This is a genomic window from Leptolyngbya sp. 7M, assembly GCF_018128485.1.
In genome coordinates this window covers 6,947,635-6,972,172 of record NZ_CP070897.1, presented here as the reverse complement: position 1 = coordinate 6,972,172, position 24,538 = coordinate 6,947,635, and the positions used below count along the sequence as shown (strand labels likewise).

At 50.0% G+C, this 24,538-nt stretch carries 28 protein-coding genes and 2 pseudogenes; 19 read left to right on the top strand and 11 right to left on the bottom strand.

Annotation, left to right across the window (positions count from 1 at the left end; all coding sequences use genetic code 11):
* Positions 1–45: 45 nt before the first annotated feature.
* A complete protein-coding gene (locus tag JVX88_RS37855) occupies positions 46–438 on the top strand; it encodes an SCO5389 family protein (RefSeq protein ID WP_211624501.1) in 393 nt (130 codons plus the stop codon).
* On the opposite strand, the gene JVX88_RS37850 is transcribed toward JVX88_RS37855, so the two are convergent.
* Both JVX88_RS37850 and JVX88_RS44905 read right to left on the bottom strand, forming a co-directional pair.
* Entirely contained in the window at positions 358–1,719 is a 1,362-nt protein-coding gene (locus JVX88_RS37850; protein WP_211624499.1) for a PAS domain-containing protein, read from the bottom strand. The two genes, JVX88_RS37855 and JVX88_RS37850, sit on opposite strands and share 81 nt — an antisense overlap.
* A gap of 291 nt (positions 1,720–2,010) precedes the next feature.
* Positions 2,011–2,427 (bottom strand): alginate export family protein, encoded by a 417-nt coding sequence (locus JVX88_RS44905; protein ID WP_410503825.1) that lies wholly within the window; start codon positions 2,425–2,427, stop codon positions 2,011–2,013.
* Positions 2,428–2,474: 47 nt separating this feature from the next.
* On the opposite strand from JVX88_RS44905, the gene JVX88_RS37840 reads away from it, so the two are divergent.
* The 3 genes from JVX88_RS37840 to JVX88_RS37830 all read left to right on the top strand — a co-directional run bounded on the left by JVX88_RS37840 (position 2,475) and on the right by JVX88_RS37830 (position 4,630).
* Positions 2,475–2,690 carry an alanine racemase C-terminal domain-containing protein gene (locus JVX88_RS37840; protein ID WP_211624497.1) on the top strand — a complete coding sequence of 72 codons (216 nt, stop codon included), beginning with the start codon at positions 2,475–2,477 and terminating at the stop codon, positions 2,688–2,690.
* A gap of 109 nt (positions 2,691–2,799) precedes the next feature.
* Positions 2,800–3,516: a cache domain-containing protein gene (locus tag JVX88_RS37835; RefSeq protein ID WP_263975453.1), complete on the top strand. Its 717-nt coding sequence runs from the start codon at positions 2,800–2,802 to the stop codon at positions 3,514–3,516.
* Positions 3,497–4,630 carry a sensor histidine kinase gene (locus tag JVX88_RS37830; RefSeq protein WP_263975452.1) on the top strand — a complete coding sequence of 378 codons (1,134 nt, stop codon included), beginning with the start codon at positions 3,497–3,499 and terminating at the stop codon, positions 4,628–4,630. Before JVX88_RS37835 ends, JVX88_RS37830 begins: the two co-directional genes overlap by 20 nt.
* Here JVX88_RS37830 and JVX88_RS43800 read toward each other — a convergent pair.
* A complete protein-coding gene (locus tag JVX88_RS43800; protein ID WP_317134608.1) occupies positions 4,569–6,503 on the bottom strand; it encodes a heavy metal translocating P-type ATPase in 1,935 nt (644 codons plus the stop codon). The genes JVX88_RS37830 and JVX88_RS43800 overlap by 62 nt on opposite strands.
* A 15-nt stretch (positions 6,504–6,518) precedes the next feature.
* On the opposite strand from JVX88_RS43800, the gene JVX88_RS37815 reads away from it, so the two are divergent.
* Together JVX88_RS37815 and JVX88_RS37810 are read left to right on the top strand one after the other, a co-directional pair.
* The gene (locus JVX88_RS37815; protein WP_211624492.1) at positions 6,519–6,719 is read left to right on the top strand and encodes a hypothetical protein; all 201 of its coding nucleotides are present in this window, start codon (positions 6,519–6,521) and stop codon (positions 6,717–6,719) included.
* Positions 6,720–6,795: 76 nt separating this feature from the next.
* Positions 6,796–7,434, top strand: coding sequence for a Uma2 family endonuclease (locus JVX88_RS37810; protein WP_211624490.1), 639 nt, complete (start codon positions 6,796–6,798; stop codon positions 7,432–7,434).
* 2 nt (positions 7,435–7,436) lie between these two features.
* Here the strand turns inward: JVX88_RS37810 and JVX88_RS37805 are convergent, their stop codons facing one another.
* Together JVX88_RS37805 and JVX88_RS37800 are read right to left on the bottom strand one after the other, a co-directional pair.
* Entirely contained in the window at positions 7,437–7,976 is a 540-nt protein-coding gene (locus JVX88_RS37805; protein WP_211624488.1) for a hypothetical protein, read from the bottom strand.
* Between the two features lie 29 nt (positions 7,977–8,005).
* Positions 8,006–8,209 (bottom strand): hypothetical protein, encoded by a 204-nt coding sequence (locus JVX88_RS37800; protein WP_211624486.1) that lies wholly within the window; start codon positions 8,207–8,209, stop codon positions 8,006–8,008.
* A gap of 286 nt (positions 8,210–8,495) precedes the next feature.
* Between JVX88_RS37800 and surE the strand changes: the two genes are divergently transcribed.
* Both surE and JVX88_RS37790 read left to right on the top strand, forming a co-directional pair.
* Positions 8,496–8,993, top strand: a complete 498-nt coding sequence (gene surE, locus JVX88_RS37795) for a 5'/3'-nucleotidase SurE (protein ID WP_211624484.1) — start codon at positions 8,496–8,498, stop codon at positions 8,991–8,993.
* A 616-nt stretch (positions 8,994–9,609) separates the two neighbouring features.
* Positions 9,610–10,413 (top strand): annotated as a pseudogene (locus tag JVX88_RS37790) (sensor histidine kinase); the annotation flags it as partial.
* 50 nt (positions 10,414–10,463) lie between these two features.
* Here the strand turns inward: JVX88_RS37790 and JVX88_RS43795 are convergent.
* Positions 10,464–10,676, bottom strand: coding sequence for an SRPBCC family protein (locus JVX88_RS43795; RefSeq protein ID WP_317134607.1), 213 nt, complete (start codon positions 10,674–10,676; stop codon positions 10,464–10,466).
* 479 nt (positions 10,677–11,155) lie between these two features.
* On the opposite strand from JVX88_RS43795, the gene JVX88_RS37785 reads away from it, so the two are divergent.
* The 6 genes from JVX88_RS37785 (at position 11,156) to JVX88_RS37760 (ending at position 15,617) form a co-directional block, all read left to right on the top strand.
* Positions 11,156–12,214, top strand: a complete 1,059-nt coding sequence (locus JVX88_RS37785) for a mechanosensitive ion channel family protein (RefSeq protein WP_211624480.1) — start codon at positions 11,156–11,158, stop codon at positions 12,212–12,214.
* A 141-nt stretch (positions 12,215–12,355) separates the two neighbouring features.
* The gene (locus tag JVX88_RS43790; protein ID WP_263975451.1) at positions 12,356–12,778 is read left to right on the top strand and encodes a TPR end-of-group domain-containing protein; all 423 of its coding nucleotides are present in this window, start codon (positions 12,356–12,358) and stop codon (positions 12,776–12,778) included.
* Between the two features lie 209 nt (positions 12,779–12,987).
* A complete protein-coding gene (locus JVX88_RS37775; protein ID WP_263975450.1) occupies positions 12,988–13,698 on the top strand; it encodes an urease accessory protein UreD in 711 nt (236 codons plus the stop codon).
* A gap of 66 nt (positions 13,699–13,764) precedes the next feature.
* Complete coding sequence (locus JVX88_RS37770) at positions 13,765–13,971, top strand: hypothetical protein (RefSeq protein ID WP_211624477.1); 207 nt, start codon at positions 13,765–13,767, stop codon at positions 13,969–13,971.
* A gap of 600 nt (positions 13,972–14,571) precedes the next feature.
* Entirely contained in the window at positions 14,572–15,066 is a 495-nt protein-coding gene (locus tag JVX88_RS37765) for a hypothetical protein (RefSeq protein ID WP_211624475.1), read from the top strand.
* A 188-nt stretch (positions 15,067–15,254) separates the two neighbouring features.
* Complete coding sequence (locus JVX88_RS37760; RefSeq protein WP_211624473.1) at positions 15,255–15,617, top strand: hypothetical protein; 363 nt, start codon at positions 15,255–15,257, stop codon at positions 15,615–15,617.
* On the opposite strand, the gene JVX88_RS37755 is transcribed toward JVX88_RS37760, so the two are convergent.
* The 3 genes from JVX88_RS37755 to hisD form a co-directional block, all read right to left on the bottom strand.
* Complete coding sequence (locus tag JVX88_RS37755; protein WP_211624471.1) at positions 15,568–16,290, bottom strand: PAS domain S-box protein; 723 nt, start codon at positions 16,288–16,290, stop codon at positions 15,568–15,570. The two genes, JVX88_RS37760 and JVX88_RS37755, sit on opposite strands and share 50 nt — an antisense overlap.
* A 267-nt stretch (positions 16,291–16,557) precedes the next feature.
* The gene (locus JVX88_RS37750; protein WP_211624469.1) at positions 16,558–16,884 is read right to left on the bottom strand and encodes a universal stress protein; all 327 of its coding nucleotides are present in this window, start codon (positions 16,882–16,884) and stop codon (positions 16,558–16,560) included.
* A gap of 50 nt (positions 16,885–16,934) precedes the next feature.
* On the bottom strand, positions 16,935–17,630 hold the full coding sequence (hisD, locus tag JVX88_RS37745) for a histidinol dehydrogenase (RefSeq protein WP_317134606.1): 696 nt from the start codon (positions 17,628–17,630) through the stop codon (positions 16,935–16,937).
* A gap of 94 nt (positions 17,631–17,724) precedes the next feature.
* Between hisD and JVX88_RS37740 the strand changes: the two genes are divergently transcribed.
* The 4 genes from JVX88_RS37740 to JVX88_RS44900 all read left to right on the top strand — a co-directional run bounded on the left by JVX88_RS37740 (position 17,725) and on the right by JVX88_RS44900 (position 21,719).
* Positions 17,725–18,747, top strand: a complete 1,023-nt coding sequence (locus tag JVX88_RS37740; RefSeq protein ID WP_211624467.1) for a hypothetical protein — start codon at positions 17,725–17,727, stop codon at positions 18,745–18,747.
* A gap of 876 nt (positions 18,748–19,623) precedes the next feature.
* Positions 19,624–20,547, top strand: coding sequence for a S8 family peptidase (locus JVX88_RS37735; protein WP_211624465.1), 924 nt, complete (start codon positions 19,624–19,626; stop codon positions 20,545–20,547).
* A gap of 173 nt (positions 20,548–20,720) precedes the next feature.
* The gene (fabZ, locus tag JVX88_RS37730) at positions 20,721–21,152 is read left to right on the top strand and encodes a 3-hydroxyacyl-ACP dehydratase FabZ (RefSeq protein WP_211624463.1); all 432 of its coding nucleotides are present in this window, start codon (positions 20,721–20,723) and stop codon (positions 21,150–21,152) included.
* Positions 21,153–21,296: 144 nt separating this feature from the next.
* Positions 21,297–21,719, top strand: a complete 423-nt coding sequence (locus JVX88_RS44900; RefSeq protein WP_410503824.1) for a hypothetical protein — start codon at positions 21,297–21,299, stop codon at positions 21,717–21,719.
* Here JVX88_RS44900 and JVX88_RS37725 read toward each other — a convergent pair.
* Positions 21,675–22,526 (bottom strand): annotated as a pseudogene (locus JVX88_RS37725) (CinA family nicotinamide mononucleotide deamidase-related protein); the annotation flags it as partial. The gene JVX88_RS44900 and the pseudogene JVX88_RS37725 sit on opposite strands and share 45 nt — an antisense overlap.
* Before the next feature lie 156 nt (positions 22,527–22,682).
* Here JVX88_RS37725 and JVX88_RS37720 point away from each other — a divergent pair.
* On the top strand, positions 22,683–23,714 hold the full coding sequence (locus JVX88_RS37720) for a histidine kinase dimerization/phospho-acceptor domain-containing protein (RefSeq protein ID WP_211624459.1): 1,032 nt from the start codon (positions 22,683–22,685) through the stop codon (positions 23,712–23,714).
* Here the strand turns inward: JVX88_RS37720 and JVX88_RS37715 are convergent.
* On the bottom strand, positions 23,628–24,509 hold the full coding sequence (locus tag JVX88_RS37715) for an ABC transporter substrate-binding protein (RefSeq protein ID WP_211624457.1): 882 nt from the start codon (positions 24,507–24,509) through the stop codon (positions 23,628–23,630). The genes JVX88_RS37720 and JVX88_RS37715 overlap by 87 nt on opposite strands.
* Between the last annotated feature and the right edge of the window lie 29 nt (positions 24,510–24,538).

Here is a 24,538-nt window from a genome sequence, read left to right as displayed (position 1 = left end):
ATATTATAGGTCGGTATCAATGTTGAAAACCCGTCAGGAGTCCCTATGTCTCTAAATGTCAGTGAAGCGTTGGTCCAACAGGCGGCGGCTGGCCAAGTTGATGAATCAGCCTTTGTAGAAACAATTCGGCAATCGTTACCCTATGCCTGGACTATTGTTGAGAAGCTAGCTCGCTGCCTTGAGCAGGAAGGGCAAGAATGGGCCAATTACGCCGTCGCTCCACCCGATGAACAAGCACGGGGCCAATTGTTGCGCATGGTGGGCGGCGATGCGATTCGGGGTGCTGTGGAGCGTCACTTTAACGTGAAGCTGGCCTTTCAAAATTGCCATAATCTGGCCGCATTTCGCCCAGACGGACTAGACTCGCAGGCTTACCGTGACTTCACATCTATACGCAGCCAAATTCTGAATCAAACCCCTGAACTGAAAGACTGCTAGCTCCCGATGCAAACGTTTCCTCTGCACCGTAATATCGGTAGTAATAGCCAACAAGCAGGGTTCGTCCCCCAGATCGACTACTTCTGCCGAAACCAATCCTAAAAATGTTTGACCTGACTTTTTGCGAAACTCAATCTCCAGATTAGAAACTGCTCGTTGGGTTTGCAGCAGCTGGCTCATGGTAGCACGGTCTTCGGCCTTTACCCAGATGCCTAGCTCTAGAGCGCTTTTGCCAATCAGTTCTGAGCGGCTGTATCCCAGCATGCGTAGGTAACTATCGTTCACTTCAATGTAGCGACCATTGTTCAATGTGCTGATCGAAATTCCGCTGGGTGAAGAGCGAAAGGCGGTAGAAAATTTCTCCTGGGAAATCCGCATTGCCTCCTCGGCTCGCAACCGTTCCATCTCAGCCGCAGCACGAGCTGCAAAAATTTCTAACAAGGCGGTGTTGCGGGGTTCCGTTTCCATTGGCTTGTCATCTAGCACGGCCAAATGGCCCATCAGTTCTCCTGCTGTATCCAGCAAGGCAATACCCGAATAGCTGACGGCTTCCATCATCACGAGATCGGCTTCTTCTGGAAACAGAGACTGTAGCCCGTTTGGATAACACTGACAGCCCCTACTGTTAATTACCTGTTCACAGGGCGTGCCATGCACATCATACTCAAAGCCTTCCCCAAACTCCTTGCCTTGCCAAAAAGCAATCGCCCGCAGATAGCCAGGACAATCCTCGATACATTCTGTAATGAACGCATAACGAGCTTCTAGAGCCTCGGCTAGGGAGCGAACCAGTGAATGAAAAAAATCCTTGCCCGTGACTGAAGCGGTACCTTCCACAATCAAGCGCAAGGTTTGTTCGGAGCGCTGCCGTTCTTGCACTTCCGTCTGGAGTTGTTTAAGAATTCTGCCTCGCTCAATTGCATATCGTAATGCGCGTGACAGCAGTTCTGGCGTTAGCTGACCTTTGACCAGATAATCTTGTGCTCCTTGGGCCAAGGCTTGGAGCGCCAACTGTTTGTTGTCGGTTTCATGCTGCGTCCTGACGGAACGATGTGTGTCGTCCGTGTTGATCATCATGACATGTAAGGAGCCGAACTCCATCTTCTGGCCAATTCGTCCAGTCACGCAAAGGTCAAAGCGATATCTCCGACGCGGTTGTACGAACAAGTAGTCGAGACGAGCGACGCACAGGAGCGCAGCACGGATCCGCGAAGCGGCCAACGCACCGCTGAATGCGCTCCTGCGCCGGCCATGAGTCGAACGACAGGGCGCATAGATCACGGCTATGCTGACACGAACTCCGCTGATAAGAGGGATCGCTGAACAGGCCCTGCGTTATTTGAGAATTGTCCAGCCCGAAGGGCCAAGATGAGTCTCCCATGAAGGGTTCGAGCCGGAAGCGGCATTGTCCCGAAGAGGTGGTGGCCAAGCTCAGGCAGGCGGATGAGGCGCTCAGCTGGGAAGCCGATCGTCTCAGGTAATATCCGGTGCGCTGCCAGATTGGCATCATCTTGCTTCGACTTCCTGGCCAATGGCCGTGGGTTGGGATCAGGTCTCATGACCTGCGATGACTCAGAATCGGAACGTCAGCCAAGTGCCCAAGAAGTCGACGTTGGTGCCATTAGCGTCGATGACGACCGGACCACGGAAGAAACGGGTATAGGTAAGCGTCCAATGGAGGTTGGGCGTGATCGTCCAGTCGGCTTGAAGGGTCAATGCAGTCCCAACGAAGCGTTCATCGCTCGCCTCAGCCGGAATACCGATGCGTCCTGGAGAGTAGACGGCGTCGTTCGTCGAGTACCTGAAGAAGAAGTCGGCGGCCGCGGTCAGCGTGAGGGTCTCGATCGGGCTGACCTGCAACGAGGGATGCACGTCGAAGAAGTTGGCTGGTGTGAAGAGGTTGGCATCGTTGAAGTAGTTGTTGCGGGGGAACAGGGCGTTGAAGGTGCCCAAGGTGCCATCGGTGGGGTCGGCGTCGCCGCTGGCGATGTTCGCCTTGATCCCAAGCCTTGGCTTCCACGCAGCGTTTCGGAACGATGGTGGATACCAGTAAGATTCCTGACCTGCGAGAAGGCGAGGTTGTTACCCTGTTAGGACAAGATGGGGCAGAGCAAATCTCAGCCGATGATTGGGCAATCCTGCTAAACACTATCACTTGGGAAGTCCTCTGCGGTTTTAAGCATCGCCTACCCCGTGTACCTGTTAGCAATCCACTGCGCTTGAAAACATCTCACAATTTGACATCGGTATAGTTGATAGTTGGGAAATTATGGGAACTCTTAAGCACAAAGATTCAGTAATATCCAGGAAATCTAAAGCCGGCTTAAATTTAATGCCCTATTGGAAGCGGTGAAATCACTGATGAAAAACTCTATCCGTCATTCAATTGGCTCAAGGTTATTTTTCTATGTACTGAGCGGCGCTCTAGTAGGGCTAGGCAGTATGTCTTATTTCTTTTATCAGGCGCTCGAAAGCCGCGCAAAGAACGAAATTCAAGGTAATTTAAGTACGCAAGTTGAATCCATTGAAGCAGAGCTTTCTAGAGTCGAACAGTCATTAAACAACCTATCGGCAACCGTTAAAACATTAAGCCAACAAAAAATTAGTGAGCCGCAGATTTACAAAGCGTTAGTTTTTGATCTGCTGCAACAGGGTTCTCCCTTAACAACCGGGTTCGGCTTTGGACAAACTCCATTCAAGGTCGTGACAGAGAGGCAATGGTATTGGCCCTACTTCTATTTAGATAAAAATACGCCCGGTCAGATAGGAACAAGATTGCCTCCTCCACACGAAGGTATTCGTTATGCAGAGCTAGCCCAAGAAGATGAATATTACAAGCAAGAGTATTACACAAAAGTTTTAGCGGGTGGAAAAAACGTCTGGCTTGAGCCTTATCAATGGCACGGCATTACTATGACGACCTACACAGGCCCAATTTTTAATGACCAGCGTGAAGCACTCGGCGTTGCTGGCCTAGATGTCAACGTCACCGCAATTGGAGAGGAGGTCAAGGCCCCTGTCACTTGGGGGGGAGGGTATTTTTATTCATACGACTGGGTTGCAGATAGACTCGATTGATGATTTTGCTCGGTTTCAGGTTCGGGCCAGTCTAACTGTGCCGCTGCTGCAAGATCACCCTTGGGGACTGCTCTGTCTCCACCAGTGTGCAACTGCGCGAGTATGGCAGCCGCAAGAAATTGAATTGGTTACCCAAATTTCCAACCAGCTCGCGGTTGCCCTGCAACAATCAGAGCTGTTTGTCCAAACCCAACAGCAAGCTCAGGCATTCGCAGCCGCATTTCACCAGCTCCAATCCCGCCAGATGCAGCTAATGCAGCAGGCCAAGCTTTCTAGTTTAGGGCAACTGATGGCAGATCTTGCCGAAGAAATCAATCATCCGGCTGGTTTCATCTGTAGCAGCCTCAGCCATGCCAATCAGTATGCGCAGCAGTTGCTCGAACTTGTGGAACTGTACCAGCAGGAACATACCACTCCTAGTCCGGCTTTACAGCAAGCGCTAGAAACACTCGACCTCAACTTTATTGCAGAAGATTTTCCCAAACTACTGGCTGCCATGCAATTGGGCGGTGAACGAATTCGTCAAATGGTTCTGGCACTGCAGCACTTTTCCAGTCCCGATGCTCCACAGATGCAACCTACTAATCTGCATGAGGGCATCGACAATACGCTGCTGATTCTGCAACATCGGCTTAAGCCTCGCTCCAACTGCCGTGGCATCCAGGTGGTTTGCGAATACGGAGATGTGCCACTAGTCGAGTGCTATCCCAATCAAATCAATCAGGTCTTTCTGTATCTGATTAGTAATGCTATTGACGCCTTAGAATCACAACAGCTAGCTGAGCAAAACAACGAGCAAAACCAAAATAGCGATTTAATGCAGTCTTCTTACCGACCGCAACTGACAATTCGCACACTGCAAATTCCCGATCCACAGGGTGGTAATCCGAGGGTGATTATTTGCATCGCCGACAATGGTGGCGGCATTCCTGATGTAATCCAAGACAAGTTATTTGAACCGTTTTTTACCACAAAATCCAGAGGTGGTGCAGCTTGTGGAACAGTGGAAGCAAGAAGCGCTTTAGACCAACAATCAATTCTAGATAATAGATTCAAGAATGTATCTTTTCCAGAGAGAAGAACGTCTCAAAGATGTTACCGCCTAGATAATTGAGCTGAATTTGAATATGATCGAGGAATTCGTGTAGCCCGGTTTGGATAATTTCTTCAATCGTGATGAAGTCTAGCTCAGCGCGGAGGCGTCCCAGTGTTCGATCAGCAGCATTGTTCCAGGTGCCGGGACTACAGCCAGTGATTTGGTGTAAGGACTGTTCGGCCTCTAGGAGGCAGAACTGGATCGAGCGAGGAAACTCCCGATCCAGAATCAAAAATTTGGCGATATCAGTTGGACTGATGCGGCGTTGCCGTTTGCGGTACATCTCATAGCCACTGGCCGACTTGAGTAAGGCAATCCATTGCAGTTCGTCCAGTGCCGTTCCGACATAATTGACTTCCGGCAGCAAAATAAAATACTTCACATCCAGAATGCGCGCTGTTTTATCGGCCCGTTCAATCAAACGCCCCAAGCGGCCAAAATGCCAGCCCTCGTTGTGGGCCATGGTGGCATCCATCACGCCGGCAAACAAATGGCTTGCCATCTTCACTTCGGCAAAGAAGCTGGGCAGGGCAGGTAGTGGCTGAACTTGAGATGCATCCAGGACCATCAGATAAAATGTGTTGACCTGCTCCCACATTTCCGACGAAATAATTTCCCGGACCGATCGAGCGTTTTCCCGCGCTGCCCGCAAACAGGAAAGAATTGAGTTGGGATAGTCTTGATCAAACGTTAAAAACTGGATCACATTATCTGCCGTTGCCTTGCCATAGCGCTCTCGAAACAGCGGCAGATCGCCGGTTGTCATGATCAGTGGCTCCCACTGCTGCGTCATCACCACTGGCGCATCCAATAGCAAGTTCAAATTCACATCGACGAAGCGAGCAATATTTTCTGCCCGCTCTACATAGCGATTGAGCCAGTAATTACGCATCGTGGCTCGCGAGAGCTGAATTGCCGTCACAATACCGCGCAAATCGCCAGAGATTAGGGTAATATCGCTAGCGGCAATCGCTACATCGGTTCCGGTCCCAATCGCCATGCCGACATCAGCCTGAGCCAGGGCAGGTGCATCGTTGATGCCATCTCCCACCATGGCAACGCGCTTGCCTTCAGCTTGCAACTGGGCGATCTGGGCCGCTTTTTGATCGGGCCGGACTTCGGCTAGCACGCGCTGAATCCCAACCTCTTTGGCAATGGTGGCAGCAGTGCGCTGATTATCACCCGTCAGCATCACAACTTCTAAGCCCATCCGCCGCAGCACACGAATTGCTTCAACTGAAGCTGGTTTTACTGCATCAGAGATGCCCATAATGGCTTCAACTTGCCCATCTACCGCAATCCAGATCACCGTCTTACCCAAGTATTCCAGGCGTTCCCAGGGTGTTTGAAGAGCCGTTGTCTCGATACCCAATTCAGTCATCCAACGCTGAGTGCCAATCTGTACCAATTGGTCAGCCACATAGCCCTGTACTCCACTGCCCGCGATGGCTTGAAAGTTGATTGCTTCGAGCAATTCTGCACCTTGAGTTTGGGCGTACTGCACCACGGCTTCAGCAAGGGGATGTTCAGAGTAGCGTTCCACCGCTGCTGCCAGACGCAACAGGTTGATCTCATTATGGTCTACCGTACCTCTAACTGTGACAAAATCAGTAACTGTCGGTTTACCCTGAGTGATGGTTCCAGTTTTGTCCAGCACAATTGTATGCAGCTTATGAGCCTGTTCCAAACTCTCAGCATTTTTAATCAAAATTCCGTTCGTTGCGCCTTTTCCCGTACCTACCATAATTGAGGTAGGAGTGGCTAAACCCAGAGCGCAAGGACAGGCAATAATCAAAACTCCAACTGTCGTGATTAGCGCCATCGTCACGTTGCCCATCAGGTTGTACCACAGCACAAACGTCGCAATTGCAATTGCAATCACTACCGGCACAATTTTCTGCTGAAGGTGCAGACTCAGCTCAATTCGTTTGAATTAGTGGAACGGTTGATTCGTGAGCACAAGGTTGCGGTGATTCCCGGTACAACCTTTGGCATGGAACAGGGCTGTTACCTACGGGTAGCCTACGGAGCGTTGCAGCCCGATACGGTGGCTGAAGGCATGGGGCGATTGGTGCAGGGGTTGAGAGCAATTGTTACCAAATCCTGAGTGCTACACTTGAGCCAACTCTATCCATCGATTCGGCTGCTGGTAATCATCAACCTGTGAACGTGGAGTTTATGCGATGAGCGAACTGCAAACTGCCCTACCAACCGATACCTGGGTCAAAGCCACCTGGGAGGAATATCTCCAGCAAATCGAGCAACCGGGTTATGAGCAGGCGAAAGGTTACTATCTAGATGGGTGGATGCGGATTGAGATGCTGCCAGTTGGATTTGATCACGGAAGAGATCACAGCACGATTAGTTTTGGCGTCTACTTGTTTTCGGTTCTCAAAGGCATTCCGCTAACGGTGCTGGTTAATTGTTCGTTTCGCAGACAAGGCAAGAAGGAGTTTCAGCCGGATTTAGCGTACTACATTGGGGCGCGAGCCAAATTGATTCCCAATGGCACGAATATAGTCGATCTAGACCGCTATGGTCCACCAGATTTGGTGATTGAGATTGGCAAAACCACGATTGTAGACGACCGCACCGTGAAGCGAACGCTATATGAGGAAGCTGGCATTGCCGAATATTGGGCGGTGGATGTAGAGCAGATCAACATCTACGCTTTTGAAATGATCGAGCGCGGTAGCCGGCGAATTGACCAATCGAAGTGCTTGCCGGGATTAATCATCGGTGTCCTAGAACAGGCCCTGCGGCTGAGCCGTGAACAAGACCAATCGCAGGTTGGCAATTGGCTGATGATTCAGTTTCGCTGAAATTAATTCAGTTGAGCGGCTGAAGGTTCAACTGTCCACATCATGCGGGTTCCGTTACTTAAAACTCGGTTCGGCTGAGATCGGGTCATAGTTAGAAAACGACGCTCGTAACTATATCCATGCCGAGAATAGAATGCAATGTAGTCCGATTGGTACTCGCGACAGCTCAGCTGCAGCTTAGCAGGCAGTTGGTGTGCTGTGGCCTCCTGGCGGACCCGTGTTTCAGCCCAGGCGAGTATATCACCCTCGATGCCCTGCCAGCGCTCGGTGGGCAGCACCCGAAACCACAGAAATCCATCGAATGACTCTAAAGGTTCAGGCGGAGTCCAGAGGTCGGCATAGGCAATTAACCGCCCCGCTTCATCCGCCCACAATCGCACGTTTTGCGTTGGGTCAAAGTCTGGCTCGGCAAAGCTGAGGCGCAGATCAGTAGCAGAATAAAAATTGTCTTCGCGGTCAACCGCTTCACAGGCATTCAGTAAGTCCACAATCAGTGGTAGATCGACTTCACCTCTGTAGGGGCGTGTTGTTAGGACTGGCATAGTTAAATTGCTCCTGAATATCTGGAGTTTCACCAGAAGAGGCGGCGCTCCAGCGAATAGTTGGACTTTAATTCATGCAGCTGTTTGGTTACTGCTTGAGTGGATTGGCGCTTGCGAGCGGCCAGGGCAGCAGCGGAATTTGAGTTGGATTGGCAGTCAGACTTGGAGCGGGATTGGGTAGGCTCCTGTTTGGCCGGAACAAAAATTTCCAAAAAATAAATGTAGAGCAACATAAAATTCCTGAGGTAAAGCTAGGGTGAATTAATGCTGAAAAGCTGAGCTAGCAAAGGGGCTAAATTCAGTGAACGTTGTAGGTATACAACTGAGGCAGAATAGTGAAGAAAATTACGTTCCTGAAAGATGGAGTCAACTACAGTTCCAAGGAGGACAATTTCTAATCTCAATGACTAATCAATGACTAAGTACCTCGGCATAATTAAAAACCAGATTCAAAACCCTGCAGCGCCCGCTGCGCAGGGTTTTGGGTTTTATATTTAATTATGCTCACCTACTTAATCAATGACTAATCACAATTCAGACTTGCGCATTGCCTTCAGTCTGACTAGCTTCTCCGCCCAGGATTTTCAACCGGCGGCCAATTTCGCCAAAATGCTGCTCGAACAGCTCAGCCATGGCCCTCTGCCTCAAGCGACGCTGCTGAATGTCAATGTTCCCGCAGTGAGTGAGGCGGAAATCGCCGGTGTGGTGATTACCCGTCAAGGCGTACGGCGCTACTTTGACCAGTTTGAAAAGCGAGTTGATCCGAGGGGCAAAACCTACTACTGGCTGGCCGGTGAAGTGATTGAAGACAGTGCTGAACCCGAGCTGGAATCGGTAGAAGCCTTTAAGCTCAAGGGAGTTAATCTGGATTTGGCTTGGTTTCAACAACTTCCCACCGATGTTCAAGCGATTCGGCAAAACTACATTACGGTGACGCCACTGCAATATGACCTCACCTGTGCCGTCGGTATTACCCAGTTACAAAATCGCCAGTTCTACCACGTTCAGCCGTCCTAAAGCTCGGCCTACCGCCGGTTCTAGAATTCTGTAAAGATTTTGTAGTCAAGTTTCAACTCTTGTATGGAGTGGCCGTAGAAGTGCTAGTTTTCCTAATATGTATGGAGAGAGCAAATTTAGACTGTGGATACCCGTGCCAATAGCATGCCCTACAGCGAAATTTGACAATCGCATACTCGTTGACCCCAGCTAATTTTTCTGACCACCGGTCAGTACGATAGTGAGGAACGATAGCAACAAGCAGTTATTACGTTACTCAACCTGATTGGATAGAGTGCGAACATCGGCCCGTTGCTGGCGTCTCGTTAGCACTCCCGAACCTGATTGATAAGTCTGATTGCTAGAGCTGACCTATTGGCAGCGCTAGCAAGAACGAGTAATCCAAGACGTTTGGTCACTTGCAGTTTTTAGCCCTAGTTAGGATGAGTGGGTTGGATTAGGCTTAATTTGGGCAAACTTAGTCTGGGCAAATTAATCTGAACAGGCCGATTGAGGCAATTTAGGATCATGTCTGAGCAATCTTCAGACGCACTTGCGACTCAGACTGAAGCCGCTTACAACTGAACCTATTCCGGTCGCAATTACGGTCACCACCATTGCCGATTCTGCTGGAAAAATGAGTGGAATCCGTTGGTCTATTCGAGACATTACTCAGCGCAAACAGATTGAACTAGCCCTGCAGAAAGCGAAAGAAGAAGCGGAGATCGCAAATCAGGCCAAAAGCAGATTTTTGGCAAATATGAGCCATGAACTGCGGACTCCTCTGAATGCTATCCTTGGCTTTACGCAATTGATGAGCCATAATCCGCTGCTCAGTCGAGAGCAGCAAGAGACGTTAGAAATTATCGAACGCAGTGGTGATCACCTTCTGAATTTAATTAACGATATTTTAGATTTATCAAAAATAGAAGCTGGTTACGTAAATCTAAATGAAACTGAGATTGACTTGCTGTTTATGCTTCAGACAATCAGGGGTATGGTTTATCAAAAGGTTACCAATAAAGGTTTGAAACTGCTATTAAAAATTGACGCAAATGTTCCTAGATTGGTGATTGCTGATGAACAAAAACTACGACAGATTTTGATTAATTTGCTCACGAATGCGATTAAATTTACCCACAAAGGAGGGGTGGTGCTGCAGGTGTCAGTAGAATCTGATCCAGAATCACTCTACTGTCAAGCAGCCGAGCAGATGAATCATCAAGAAGTAATCCTCAAGTTTGAAGTAGAAGACACGGGGATTGGCATTGCTCTAGCGGACCAAGAAAGCATTTTTGAAGCCTTTACTCAGACCCAGGCTGGGAAGCAAATCTCAGAGGGAGTAGGCTTGGGATTGGCAATTAGCCAGAGATTGGCCCGATTAATAGGCAGTCAGCTATCCGTTCGTAGCGCATTAGGCCAAGGCACTACATTCAGTTTTCATCTACCGGTTTTTGCCGTCACAGAAACAAGCCATTTTACGGCTGACTTTCATGACTCCGAAGTTGAACTGGTTGACCCTGTTGACCAGCAGGCCGTTGACCTAAAGGTCCTGTTGAAAGTCATGACCGTGTTCCAATCACCGATGGGTTCGCAGCGCAGCACTGGATTTAACCAACGGTGCATCAGAGCTAGATCGGTAAAGCACTGCTCAACAGCTGTGGCGCTGGCTTTGATGTGAATCGATTGTTCAAACACCTGCATTGACATCGAAAAGTTAATTTTTTTTCACATTGGTTTCCTGTACTCTAGCAGTCAAGCAGAGTGTAAGGAGGACCTATTTGAAAAGGGTAGATGGATGATCAGCCGCAGGGCAGTGCTGACTGCGAAGCGCTCTCATCGACAGCTACTGGACCTCATTTCTGCTTCTGGGATTTGCACTGGGATTTGCACTGGCTATTTGTAATTGTTACAAACCATTTGCACGCTCTTCAAAACTCTCTCCAGGAACTTTATTCTTTAAGTGACCTGAATTAATCACCAAACTGCTAACTTACTTGACCTACTAACTCAGTCTTACGTCTAAATGTCAGCCCGAGATGCCGAACTAGAAGGCATTTCGTATTGCCGCAGACGATGTATTTCCCCTAAAGCAGTTTATTTTCGTTACTACCTGACTTTTTCACCAGACTCAGAGATATTTTTTCACAAGCCCAAACTTGTAATTTCTTACGAAGACGATCATGAATTCTATTTGGTGCGTCACCTGTGGACTGGGACCAGCCAGAGCACAACTTCCCCCTACGTTGGCTCAGGCAAACCCGATTGAAGTCACAGTGAATACAACTGGACAGTTTCTTTCTAGCTTGGCTGCGTTTCTGCCTAACTTGCTAGGTGCCATTGCGATTTTGATCATTGGCTGGCTTGTTGCCTTGATCGTGGCCGCTGTGGTGCAAGGGTTGCTGAAACGAACCGATTTTGACAACCGCATTGCGGCATGGGCCGGCGGGGGTCGGGGAGCCGAGAATAGAATTCCCATTGAAAAATGGATTGGTACGGCTGTTTTCTGGCTGATCATGGCCTTTGTGCTGGTGGCTTTCTTTAATGCCCTACAGCTAACAGCCGTCTCTGCTCCCCATCCTGAAAACACCTGGGCACAAACCTTAACGGTGTCGGAACTGAAAAAGATGTGGGAACCGGTCGCCCAGGGCAAAATCACCAACTGGAACCAGATTCGCCCTGATTTTCCCGATCGTCCCCTCAAGCTCTATGGAGCAGGCACCGATTCAGGCACCTATGACTACTTCGCTGAGGTGATTACCGGCGGGTCAGATCTGCGTCCTGACTTCCCCAGCAGTGAAGATGATGATGTTTTGGTGCAGGGTGTAGCCAGCGATCCAAACGCCCTCGGATTTTTCGGTTTCTCCTACTTTGAGCGCAATCAGGACAAACTAAAAGCCGTTGCGGTTCAAGACGACATACAAGCTCAGGCCAATCAAGCCGTTGCTCCCTCCCGCGAAGCTGTGGAGAACGCTACCTATGTGCCGCTATCTCGTCCGCTGTTTATCTATGTCAATGGTCGAGCCTCGCAGCAGAACGTGAATCTGCGCGATTTTGTCACTTTCTACATGGTCAATGCTCAGCAGATTGTTGAGTCGGTTAACTATATTCCGATGCCGGGAGATGCCTATGAGATTGGGGCAGTTCACCTCTATAAAGGCGAGTATGGCACCGCTTATGAAGGTAAACCCCAGCCTTACCTGACCATCAAAGAGGTGCTGCAAAAGGAACAGTCACTTTAAAAGACAAATGGGTAATCGATTGGAGAAGACGGAAATCATGTCTGGTTTTACAGACGAAGAAGTAGGATGTTTCTTAGATAATTACTGAATCAGGCATAGTTATCTGTATTAGTGAAGGAAATCGGCCAGTAGAAAACCAGCATGAAATTGTTTACATCTCCAGAAGCTATCGCAGAAGGTATCGGTACATTTGTTTTAGTATTTGCTGGAACAGGTGCCGTCATGGTCAATCGAATCAGCGATGGTGCAGTTACTCATCTGGGTATCAGTTTTGTGTTCGGATCTGTAGTTGCAGCGCTGATTTATGCCCTTGGTCACATTAGTGGAGCGCATTTCAATCCTGCCGATCAGTCGCTCAAGATCAAACCCGATCATGCCAACGGGATCTACAACAAAGGCTACTGCTACGCCTGCGAAGGTAAAACTGCTCTAGCAGTCGATCATCTGGCTGAGGCGATTCGGCTCAATCCTAGCCGCTATTTGCCCGCTGCTAAAACCGACCCTGATCTGGAAAGCTTGCGCAAAAACAAGCGATTTCAGGCCGTTTTAAACGGCAAGTTTTAGTCGGCTAGTTGCTTACAGCGTTTTTCACCCACGTAAGGTATAGGGGGTGTGGGGGCTTCGCTCCCACACAGGGGCACAGCCCCTGCACCCCAATTTTTGTACTTCATTAGCCTGGAAAAGGCTGTAAGACAACTAACACAACTATTCAGCTTTTTTTAACTTCCAGAGCGATATGCTGGGATTTCAGAACCTACGAATGAAATCCCACTTTGATTAATCAACCGCTTCCAATTGATTCAGCAGAGCCACAGCCCGCTTCAACTCAGCGAGCATGGCGAGGTAGCCTATCTCTGGAATTTGAACGCCGCGACAGCAAAACCATTCTTAGCCGCAGTCGGGTTCAGGCTCCGCTTAAGGGGCAGCGACCGTTTTACCCAGAAGGAGACTCAATCTGCCATAGCGTCATGCTGCATACGGCAGGTGGAATTGTGGGCGGAGACCAGCTTGCTGTGCAGGTACAGGTGGAACCCAAGTCCCACGCTTTACTGACGACGGCTGCCGCCACTAAGGTCTATCGCAGTAACGGTCTAGAAGCCCAGCAGACCACCCAAATCCGAGTTGCCTCCGGTGCTTGCTTAGAATGGTTGCCACAGGAAACGATTGTATTTGACGGTGCCCGGTATCGCCAGCAGTTGCGGGTAGACTTGGCCGATCAAGCCAATTGGCTGGGTTGGGAGATTACTCGCTTGGGGCGTAGTGCGCGGGGTGAACGGTTTGCGACGGGTGAATGGCGCTCTCGTACTGAGGTTTGGCAGAATCAGCGGCTGATTTGGATTGATCCGCAGTGGGTTGCCTCGGGAGCTTCCTGTGAGATTTCCGCCGAGGTTTCCGCTGGAGGTTCTTCAGCGATTGCCAGTTCAGCCTCGATCGTTTCGGGCAGACTTGCTTCTACGGAAGTTGGTTCATCAACTAGTCCGTAGGCTGGTTCACTGGTCAGATCTTCAGATGGATCAGGTGAGACAATCACTACTTCTGGATCTGGCTGAATGATTGGTGCAGCTACAGATTCGGTGATTAGCTCTGCAACGCCTTCCGTAGCCAACGACTCGCTGGATAACATAGACACTGGCTCAACCACTGGGTTGACCGGTGCTTCAAACGTCCCTCTGATAATTCGCGGTGTTGTGGCCTCAGATTCGCTTGGCTCAACGCTTGGCTCAAAGCGGAATTTGCGAGATGCATATGGCTGCTGATAGCCAGCAATTCGTAGAAATAGTTGTACTGATAACTGCTTAGAACCCTGCAGATCCGATTCAGTGCGCAGCAAATCTGGCAGCAGTGCCTTAACCGTTAGCTCCAAATCGCGCAACGTCTGCTCTGGCTCTGGTTCAATATGGAGCAAATGTTCTGCCAGCACCAGCAAAGCTTTATCGCGTGTCGCACAGCGGATTTGTAGCGGTTGAGCTTGTAGTCGCTGCTGCAACGCCTGCTGCAAGTTCTGAGTCAAAGACGACCATTCCCGTTGCTGCGTAACAGATTTTCTTAACCCCATGCGCTGATTCCGATCTGAAGAACGCTGTTTAACCATACGGTCGTAATACAGGTTGATCCGGTCAGTCAAGCCCCTGAAGAACTGGATTGATTGGTTCCATACCAGTATGGCTTGCGGTCGTTGCTTTTTGGCAGAAGCTGATGAATTTTGGGTTAAGTTTTGATTTTGAGTTAGCGCATTTACCCGATTCTGCCTAGGCAAGATTTCACACCGTCAAGATTTCACAACAGCCCTTGCGATTCACCTACGGCAACTCGTTACAATGGGGAAGGTTCTACTGCGACGTTGGTGACTGCCAATAATGTTTTTTGACCGCATTCTCGCCCTGTCTCGCCTCGAATCCCAACCTTGGCCGCCCAACTTTGACGAATCTGCGGCAGAATCTACTGCAAAATCAGCTTCAGAATCCTTAGAATCATTGAGTGATTTATTCACTGAGTCGTTCGGTCAACCGTATCGAGATTGCATCAAGCCATTGAGTTATGCCGATGCAGATGGTTCGAGTGATAGTTCATTGGATAATCCTTCTGGGTTACCAGGCAATCCTTCAAGCAGCCGTTCACACCCCTCTAGTTTGGTGGCAGATGCTCTGCTAGTCATGCCCTCAGCTTGGCTAGAACAGCTATATCGAGCTGCTGTTCAACTCGACGAAAAGACCCTGGTTGCCTTGATTCAATCTCTACCTGTGGAACACGCAGCTCTGGCACAGGAGCTAAGGCTGAAGGTCGAAGAATTCGAGTTTGAGCAGATCATGCAATGGTCGCAGCAAGCCATGGATCAGCCACCGCCAAGTTAATTTTGTCACTAACTTATCTCCTAGGGTAGAGAGATTCCCTATCTAAAGGAGAGCAGGATTTTGCCGGTTGAGTGGCTAAGTTAGAGCTGTGAAAAACGGTTTTGAACAGTTCGTATTTTGACCGTATGTATTTTGACCGGATTTTGAACAGCCTAATGTTGGCTTAGATAACTGGAGGTTTACTGCATATGACTAGAGGAAATGATTTTTCTAATCGACCTGATCTGAATCGGCCCAATCCTGATGCAAATCCTGCACCAATTGCCGATGAAACCATCCATACCCGACCCGCTACATCCGATGAGATCGCCTATCGGAATGGCTATGCTGAAGCGCAGCAAGAAGAACGAGTGCGAGAAAACCTGCGGCGAACTCGTGAGAACAACAGTGCCGCAACTGGGATTGTGGTTGGAGTAATTTTAGCGTCAATTGTGGGTTTAACGTTGGCTACCATTGCGCTTTTATCTCAGAATCGCCAGTCCAATCCGCCAACCCCTTCTCCTAGTTTGGCTCCCAGCCCAACCTTGTTCGCTGACGCCCCAGTAAATTAGCAATTGCCTGATTAGCTTCCTGAATCAAACCACATATATCAGTTACTAAATAGCCATCCGGGGCAAAATCAAACAAATCCTGGTAACGTCGCCGCTCTTGTTCAGCTAGATGACGGAGGCGTTCTAGCTCCTCATTTTGAATTCTCAACTCTTCTTCCGCAACCGAAATTTCCTCAAGGGCATTTTGCAGCTCTCGATTAACTGCTTGCAGGTGATGATTTTGTTGTTCTAGTTGATCGTAGGTTTGCTGTAGCAGTCTTTCTGCCCGCTTGCGCTTGCTAATATCTGCAATTTGCACCCAATGTATGGCCTTATCTGCACTCTGGATTAGCCGAACTGCTAGATTTCCCCAAAATAGTTTTCCTGTTTTTGTTGCACACTCAACTTCCCCAGACCAAAAACCTTGTTCACGAAGAGTTAGAGCAATTATCTTGAGTTCTTTGTCGGTAAAGGGCCGTTTCTGTAATCTTTGTTCTTCAATCCCAAGTAGCTCTTCTTTACTACTGGCTTCAAACAGCTCTATAGCTCGTTCGTTACAGTCAACCGTTAGCCCTGTTTCAGTATCAACCAGAAAAATCGCATCAGTAGATTCGTTGAATACAGCTTCAAATATCGCTTTTCTAAAACTCTGACTTTTTGCTATTGCTGGTACTGCTCGCTTGCGATAGGCCATACCATTCCTACTGCTCCATTTTGCTTGAATAAACCTCTGATGTTATATCAACATTACACCTAGAAAGAGCAATCAGGAGCACTTCGCTCATTGAGTGGATGCGACAAGAAGAGAAGAGCGTGAATTAGGTGCATAGCCTAGTGTTCATTCCACTGGTTAATTTCATGGCGCAAACTCAAGCCAATTTGTAGTGCTTGATTCAAAAGCTGTCCATATTCGCTGGCTTGAGCGTCAATTTGTAGGGTTTGCAGAGTTGCCAGGTTGGTCTCAATCGTTGCAAAGAGTTCCTGACGGCGAGCAATAAAGGACCAAACGGATAATTTCTTCGGCTGGCTCGCCCATAACGATTTCGATCTCACTTTGGCAGGGTAAGAGTGATTGGTAGTATTGCAGCTTTTCTAGCTGTTGGTGCGAGATCGTTTCGGTATCGGCTTGGGGGCGGTCAACGGCGATGTCTGGATCGGCACCTAGATTGATAATCACATGGGCCAGTACCACGGTTGCGTCGGACTGGAGGTGGAATTGGGGCACCATCGCGATGATCTGTTCTGATAGATCGGAACCATCGAGAGCCACCAGAATTTTCTTAAACACGATTGACGCCCCCTCACCTTAAATTGATCCAATCCAGTTGTCGCCGCATCCTACTCCGCTGTCGGTATCTCGGCATCGAGCCGTTCCAGTTCTGCCGGGTCTTGGACCCTCAGTCTGACCGAATCGGCATGGGAGGGTAGCCCCTCAGCGGTTGCCAGTATATCGATTGCCGAAGCCACCCGCTCTAGCGCCTTGGGCGAGTACTGAATCAAGCTAGAACTCTTAATAAAGGTTTCTACACTTAGGGCTGAAGCATAGCGAGCCGAACCCGATGTTGGCAGCGTGTGATTGGGACCGGCCAAATAGTCGCCCACCGCTTCCGGGGTAGAGTTGCCCAAGAAGATGGCTCCGGCATGGCGGATTTTTTCCAACAGGCTCCAGGGATCCTCAATTTCCAGCTCCAAGTGCTCTGGGGCAAATTCGTTCGAGAGTTCTGCCGCAACCTCCAGCGATTCCACCACCACTACCAAACCGTAATGGGCAATCGCCTTTTCGGTCAGCATCCGGCGCGGGTGGTTGATCAACTGCTGCTTCACCTCGGCTACCACCTTCATTGCCAAATCGGCATCGGTGGTCAGCAAAATGGCGGCAGCTAACGGGTCATGTTCGGCTTGGGCGAGTAGATCAGCCGCTACATGCACTGGATTGGCAGAACTATCGGCGATGATCAGCACCTCGGATGGTCCGGCCAGGGAGTCAATGCCTACAGTGCCGTAAACCAGCTTTGCCGCAGCCTTCCAGGCCATTAGCCAAGGGTTACAGAAGCTGACTCAGCACCAGTCTCAGCTCACAGCCACCAACGTTGCCTTCCTGAAAGCACGGCAAGACGGCCTGCGCCAATTGGGTGAACTGCTGCTGCTGCAAACAAAATTGACGGAACAGTCGTTGTCTTCAGTTACGCCGGCCTCGACTACACCAGCGGTACCGCAAGCTCAGCAGTTACCTCAAGTCCAGCAGGTTCAACAGGTTCAATCATCCGCTCAGCAATCCGCTCAGCAATCCGCTCAACGATCACCCCGGCCGCAACCAAAGCCAGCTAAGGTGATTTTCGATGAGGCTGAAGTACTAGAGGTGGCCTGCGGCAAACTAGCAAAGGTGTTTGGTCCTGAGTACGAGATGGTGGATGCCTTGCCGCGCTGTACAAGGATTCCAATGCCACCCTATTTGTTCATCAGTCGCGTCACCAAACTTGAGGCGAAACGCGGCAGTTTAGAAGATTGCTTTATCGAAACCGAGTATGACATTCCCTACGGAGCCTGGTATACCACGGGTGGCTATATGCCCTGTGCCGTAGCGGTAGAAGCGTCCCACTCCAACATCTTTTTGATGAGCTATATCGGGGTTGACTTTGAAACCAAGGGCGAGCGGGTGTACCGGGCGCTGGGCGGCACGATTACTTTTACAGGCCGCTTGCCCAAAGAAGGCGAAACCATGCGCTGCGAGGTCACGGCCCATTCCTTTAGCCGCATGGGCGAGACGCTGCTGTTCACCTTTACCCACAAGTGCTTTATTGGCGACCAGCAATTCATGCAGATGGAGTGCAAGGCGGGCTTCTTCTCCGATGAGGAACTGCTAAAAGGCCAAGGCATTCCCCAAAGCAAGCTCGACCAACTGATGCGCAGCAAACTGAAGAAGCAGTACTTCCAGCCGCTGCTGCCCTGCGCGAAAACCGCTTTCTTGGAAGCCGATCTGGAACAGCTCAACCAGGGTAACTTCGCCGCCTGTTTCGGCAATGACATAAACACACCGATTGCAGATTCAAAACTGGCCTACAGTAAATACCAAAAATACCAAAACAGTCAATATCAAACAGGCATTGCTCTGATATTACCAGTGTACTCTACAACACTTCGTAGAACTTGAGTCGTTGGAGCCTAGCTCTATTGGGCTTGTCCTAGGTTCAGAAGCCTCTAAAAGTTGCATCTGGCACGAGTTCCAACGCGAACAGGCTAAGGTCAGCTGTCCCTTTGAGCAAGTCTGGGCAAGGAACCTCGCAGATGAGATTGTGAGGTTAATTCGACAGCAAGGCTAATGATTTCTGTGGGTGTATTTACAATCGTTTCTTTGTCAATAGTTATCCCCCTCTACTTGACTCCTAGTAGAGGGCTTTTTATTTGATGAAACAATTAACCTCTGTAGTGTTCACATCAATAAAATCCAAATTTCTCCAAAAACTTGATTCTGTATTCACTTGAACACACCACTGCAAATATTCTTCACAATTTTCAAAATTCAGTGCACTATTCCAAAAACATCAGACTTACAATCATCTTAACCATCAAGATTTTGGCTTCATTTTGTATGCAGAATTAACCAAATAAATGTCTATTTCCGTATTCAAGAATGGTTTAACATTTGAGCAGTGCGTCGAGCAGTTGAAAGCGTATCGTCATAGGGAAACAAGATCGCTTCGATAGCTCAAGGTAAGCTGGGAATGAATCATTGCAAAGGGCACGAGCTTGTGGCAAATCGCGTCACGGTAGAGATTGAAGACTCGCGAGCAGAAATTGAGGTAGCCTACTTAGATAACCTACTGTGGGAACTATCGCTATCGCAAAATTGAGATGACTGATACAGCAGCGGTTAGTCGCTATCTAACAAGAGCGATTAGCGAAGCCAGAAAACAAGCCAGAAACAGGCAAATCATTCATATTCGTTCGTAATTCTGAACAACCGCAAGAGGTGAGGGAATGACTGCACAACTGAGCGAGCCTTTTTTAGAACCGCCCGTCAGCTTTGATGAATTTAGTTGCTAGATCAATTGATGCACCGAGGTTTGCTAGCCTCGCGGATTTTGGCGGCAACAATTGGAACTTAGATGCTGTTCAGGCACCGGATGTTTGGGCCAGAGGATTTACAGGCCAAGGAGTCACCGTTGCGGTGATTGATTCCGGTGTGGATATTACCCATCCCGATTTGAGAGACAATATTTGGATTAATTTGGATGAAATTGCTGGTGATGGGGTTGATAACGATGTGAATGGTTACATCGATGATATCAACGGCTGGAATTTTGGTATCGGTCAAAACAACGCCAATGTATCCCCCGGTACCAATAATTCTGGACAGGAGCATGGTACCCATGTAGCAGGCACAATCGCTGCTAGAAATAATGGAAGTGGCAATACGGGCGTTGCTCCCGATGCCAAAATCATGGCATTGCGGTTGGGCGATGTAGCAGATGGCTGGTTTGTGAATGGCGGCAGTTTGCCGGAAGCGATTCGCTATGCTGTGGACAATGGAGCACGGGTCATCAACCTCAGTTTAGGCAGTGCGGATTCTCCCCAACTCCAGAGTGCCTTAGCCTATGCTGCCTCACGCAACGTAGTTACGGTCAGTGCCTCTGGCAACGAAGGCTTATTGAGTCCGGGAGCACCCGCTCGCTATGCCACCCAGTATGGCTTGTCGGTTGGTGCCGTTAACCGGGAGCGCTCAGTTGCCCGCTTCTCTAACCGGGCTGGAGGTAGTCCACGGCTGCGGCATGTGGTGGCTCCAGGCGTACAAATTTATTCAACTCTCCCCGGTAATTCCTACGGTTTTCTCAGTGGCACCTCGATGGCGACTCCCCATGTGGCTGGTACCGTTGCTCTGATGCTCAGCGCTAATCCCACCCTAACTCACAATCAGGTGCGACAAATTCTGACGGATACGGCAGTTGGCTGAAGCGGATGCAGTCAGATATGCCACTATGATGAAACCGAAGATGAAACCGAACGTTAGCACCGTCAGCAATTTCAGCGAAAGGAAAACTGGATGACTATGATGCCCACACTGCCGTACCTGATTTAGAAGCACCCGATGCACCCGAGTCCCAATCTCATGACTCAGAATCGGTATTGCTGATCGAAGATATTCAGCGTCTGTTGCCCCACCGCTATCCGTTTTCGCTGGTGGATCGAATCATCAAATATATTCCAGAAAAGCTGGCGGTGGGTATCAAAAATGTGACAGTCAACGAGCCGCATTTTCAAGGTCATTTCCCCGGTCGTCCAATTATGCCGGGCGTGCTGATTGTTGAGGCAATGGCACAAGTGGGCGGAATTGTGCTGACTCAAATGCCGGAGTTTCCTGAGAATGGCCTGTTCATGTTTGCAGGCATCGATAAGGTGCGGTTTCGGCGTCCGGTGATTCCTGGCGACCAGTTGATTATGACCGTCGAGTTACTTTCGATCAAACGGCGTCGCTTTGGCAAAATGCAGGGTCGGGCTGAAGTAGACGGTCAACTCGCTGCCGAAGGGGAATTGATGTTTTCGGTGGTCGATCGCTAGGCGATGCACGATCTGCACCTGCGCTTTGATTGACGCTATCCCAGCCCCTCATATACCCTACCCCTTAGTTTCTCCTAGCTCCTGACTTCTACCCCTTAGTTTCTCCTAAGCGTTCCCTTGACTACTCTGATTCATCCCACCGCCGTGATTCATCCCCGTGCAGAACTGCATCCCACCGTGCAGGTTGGCGCTTATGCGGTGATCGGAGAACGGGTCAAGGTGGGTCCCGGTACGGTCATTGGTCACCATGCGGTGATCGACGGCTGGACGGAAATTGGTGCTCGCAATCAGATTTTTCCAGGTGCGGCGATCGGTCTTGAACCCCAGGATTTGAAGTACGACGGAGCCGTTAGCTTGGTGCAAATTGGGGATGACAATTTGATTCGGGAATATGTCACGATCAACCGGGCTACGGGAGCAGGCGAAGCCACCATCATCGGCAACAACAACCTGCTGATGGCCTACGTGCATGTGGGACACAATTGTCTGATTGAAGACCGGGTGACCCAAGCCACCTCCGGTACAGGATTCTGCTACGGCCACGGTTTGGTTTGCCTGCTTGAGTAACGCGCCCACCACTGAGGCGAGGGTGTCATCATCGCTGCCGTAATAATCTAGACCGACTGTTTCCTGGATCTGTTGAGCTATGGGTGCAATCAGCTGCGTTGCTTCGGCTTCGGTTTTGGCTTTGGCAGAAATTCGCAACCGCACTTCGCCCTTGCCCGCATAGGGAGCCACCGTGGGATTTGGCAGCGCCAACTGGGCAGATACCTTTTCAGCCAGCGTTGATTCCGCTATTCCCCAAAACCGAAGGGTGCGGCTGTAGATAACTGCTTCACCCCAACCCTGGCTGAGCAGAAAGGGCACGGCAGTTTCTCGCCACATCACCTGCATTTCGCTGGGTACGCCCGGAAACGTCAGGATGGTCAATCCGGGCCGCGGTTGCCAGATCATCCCAGGAGCGCTGCCGGTTGGGTTGGGTAATACCTCAGCTCCTTCTGGAATCAAAGCTTGCTTGCGGTTACTGGGTGACATCTGCCGACCTCGACGGGCAAACTTTTGAGCAATGTCTTCTAAAATCTCGGCTCGCTCAATCAAACGGGCTTGAAAAAAATCAGCTAGGGCTTCGGTGGTGAGATCGTCAGGGGTGGGACCCAAACCGCCCGTGAAAATTAGCAGCCGAGACCGCTCGCAGCCAATCGCCACTGCCTTTTGTAGCCGCAGAATGTTATCTCCGACCACGGTCTGGTAATAATGCGGAATCCCCAATCTGGCTAACTCTTGCGCTAAAAACTGAGCGTTGGTGTTGAGGATTTCACCGAGCAGTAATTCTGTACCAACAGAGATGACTTCGGCTGCATTGGATTCACTCATGGCGTTCATAGAGGGCGAGAAGGCAGAAATTGCCGATTGGTTTGCTGTTGGGCGCGGCTTGAGCCAAACTCAACAACGGCATCAATCAGGAAAAGTTAATGTTAGAAGATCTGAGGCAAAAACGCGCCTATTTTTTGATGCTGTATCGCTAAACCTATGCAGCAACTCAGCCAAGCCAGCCAAGCGGTGGCGAACGGGGACCGGAACCAACGAGTACCGGAAGTGCTGCCGATTCAGGAGATCCAGATCACGGCACAAGCCTTTAATCAAATGGCAGAAACGCTTGGTCTTTCCTTTCAGCAGATCGAGGTTGCCAATACTGCCTTAGAAACTCAAGTACGCGAACAGACGGCCCAACTGCGACAAGCCCTGGAGTTTGAAGATCTGCTGCGGCGGATTACTGAAAAAGTGCGGGACAGTCTTGACGAAGCCCAAATCTTGCAAACGGTTGTGCGAGAGCTAGCGCTGGAACTGGGCCTTCAGGGCTGTGATGTGGCGCTCTACAATCTGGAGACTCGCACCTCAACGGTTTACTACGAGTATCTCTGCGCCGACTATCCCAAAGCTGAGGGAAAATCAATGGCGATGGACCGGGTTCCAGAACTTTATCAGCAGTTGCTGCAACGGCAGTACGCCCAGTTTTGCCTCACCCAGCCACTGCTACGGGACTTTTGTGAAGATGCTCGGTTTGCTTGTTTAGCCTGTCCAGTTACCGATGACCAGGGAGTGCTGGGTGATCTGTGGTTGTTTAAATCGCATCAGTGGTGGTTCAATCCAGAGGAAATTCGCTTGGTGCAGCAGGTGGCCAATCAGTGCGCGATTGCTCTACGTCAATCGCGGCTTTACCAAATGTCCCAAGCCCAAGTCAAGGAGTTAGAACATTTGCACCGAATCAAGGACGACTTCCTCAGCACCGTTTCCCACGAGTTGCGGACACCAATGGCCAATATCAAAATGGCGACCCAGCTTCTGGAGATGAGCCTGGAGCGGATCGGGCTAACCGAGGCCACGGCTGAATCGGTCTTTCGTTATTTGCAAATCCTCAAGGATGAGGGACAGCGAGAAATTACGCTGATCAATAACCTGCTGGATCTATCGCGGCTAGATGCGGGCACCGAACCCTATGTCCCTACCACCATCGACCCGAAAACCTGGATCCTTGAGGGAGCGGCTGTAGTCGCTGGCTGAGTTGTAGTAAATCGCGGCATTTTGTTTGCTTAGGTTATTCAAGAGATGCCGAGATAGGGCCGTTGCGGTAAAGCGATCGCTGGGTACGGTACGAAAAACGAAATTGCCTGCGTTGGAAATCTGCACTGATGTGCTGGTAGGAGAAACCATCACGAGCTTGCCCTGTTCATAGATTGGAGCGGCAGCTAGAGTGGCTTCACTGCCAAAATGGCCGATTACCCCCAAGACTTCAGCTTCTTTGACTAACGCACTAGCGATCTGCTGGGCCACAGTCGGATTGTTATCATCACTGACGATCATTACCTTGAGCGGTACGCCACCCATGCCTCCAGCCTGATTCACCTGGGTTTGGGCTTGGGCTACTCCACGCAAGATCTCTAGGGCCGGATTGGTAGAAGTCGCCATCGGCACAGACACAGCAATGGTGTAGGCTTTCTGATCACCAATGCGGGCATTGTTGAGATAGATCAGCGCTTCTGGATCGTTGCGGTTGGTTTGCAGCGCGGTCTCAAAGTCTGTTACGGCCTGGGTGTAGTTGCGATTGGCCATCGCTTGAGCACCGGCCAACTTCTCGGCGGCGGCAGATTGGGGGTTAAGCACCCTGGTTCCTGTACTCGATCGGTCGGTAAAGGATGCCTGACCATTGCCGGTTTGAGAGTTGAGCGATGAATTGGATTGAGCGCCGTTCTGCCCAGAGAATAGCCCCCGTGTAAACCACCAGGCGGCACCACCAATTAGTCCCAGGGTAATCAATAGGGAAAGGACGAGAACAGGCGTTTCGTTTTTGCGAGACATAGGTTCAACCGGATTCAATACGATTTTTA